We start from the raw sequence: 1,267 nt of genomic DNA on the forward strand, positions 1-1,267 counted from the left end.
CTGAACTCCCGTGGCGAACGGTATTTCAGGGCGCTGTGCGGGTGGCGCTCATTGTAGTGTTCAAAGGCGATTGCCAGACGCGAGAGCGCCGTTGGCGCGTCGGGCTTGTCCATATAGGCGACGTAATCGTGCTTCATCGTTTTCACGAACGACTCGGCCATACCGTTGCTTTGCGGGGAACGAACCGGCGTCGTCAGCGGCTCGAGGCCGAGCTCGCGAGCGAAGCTGCGCGTGCGATGGTCGGTGTAGGCCGAGCCGTTGTCCGTCAGCCATTCAATGCGCTGCTCGGCCTGCGTGGTGCCGAATCGCTGTTCAACGGCCGCGAGCATCACGTCGCGCACAACGTCGCCGCTATGCCCGCCGGTCGTGGCCGCCCAACTGATGGCTTCACGGTCGCAGCAATCCAGCGCAAACGTGACCCGCAGCGGCGTGCCATCGTCGCACCGGAACTCGAAGCCGTCCGAGCACCACCGCCGATTGCTCCGGTCCACGGCGACGCGGCCGTCATGCCGACGTCGGTCACGCCGAGCGCCGGGACGGCGCAGCAGCAGTTGATGGTCGCGCATGACCCGATAGATGCGTTTGTGGTTGATGCACGGCGCACCCGTCAGTTCGCGGCTGCGCCGCAGCAGCGCCCAGATACGCCGGTAGCCGTAGGTCGGCAGGTCCGCCACGTGGGCCTGGATTTCCGCGACCAACTCGACGTCGTTGGTCGAGCGAGCACGACGGCCATCTTGCCAATCGGTCGAGCGCCTCTGTTTGACCGCCACTGCAGAGCGCGCCACGCCGAGAACATCGCAGACCGTCTTCATCGGTCGTCCTCCGGCAGCAAGGGCGAGCGCGCAATCAGGTTTTTTGAGCGGCCCCATTCCACGGCTTCTTTCAGGATTTCGACTTCCAGTGTCTTCTTCCCGAGCAACCGTTGCAGTTCCCTGATTTCCTTGATGGCGGCGGCCAGCTCAGATGCGGGCACGACCGATTCTCCCGCCTTGACCGCTGTCAGGCTGCCTTCCTCGTATTGCTTGCGCCAACCGAAGACCTGGTTGGCGTTCACACCATGCCGTCGGGCGACCGCTGATACCGAAGCTCCCGGCACCAGTGTTTCCTGCACGATGGCGATTTTCTCTTGTGCCGTGCGCCGGCGCCGACGTTCCGGCTCGGTCAGAATCTCGATGGGTTCCACGTAATGACTAGGCTTACTGATAGTCACAAGACTACTCGCTATTTAAGAGAGTCCTCGTGTCCGGAGATTCAGGGGGCTGCTCCA

The 1,267-nt window shown here is 63.1% G+C and carries 1 protein-coding gene; it reads right to left on the reverse strand.

Annotated features, from left to right (window positions below):
- Positions 1 to 1,174 (reverse strand): IS3 family transposase gene (locus R2N16_RS25395; RefSeq protein WP_316669814.1). Its coding sequence is split into 2 segments (ribosomal slippage), with 1,175 coding nucleotides annotated over them: positions 1 to 859 and positions 859 to 1,174; the frame shifts between segments, so codons are not numbered across the junction. This gene is flagged as partial in the annotation.
- Positions 1,175 to 1,267 lie beyond the last annotated feature (93 nt).

The organism is Ralstonia psammae (genome assembly GCF_958405935.1).
Taxonomy (GTDB): Bacteria; Pseudomonadota; Gammaproteobacteria; order Burkholderiales; family Burkholderiaceae; genus Ralstonia; species Ralstonia psammae.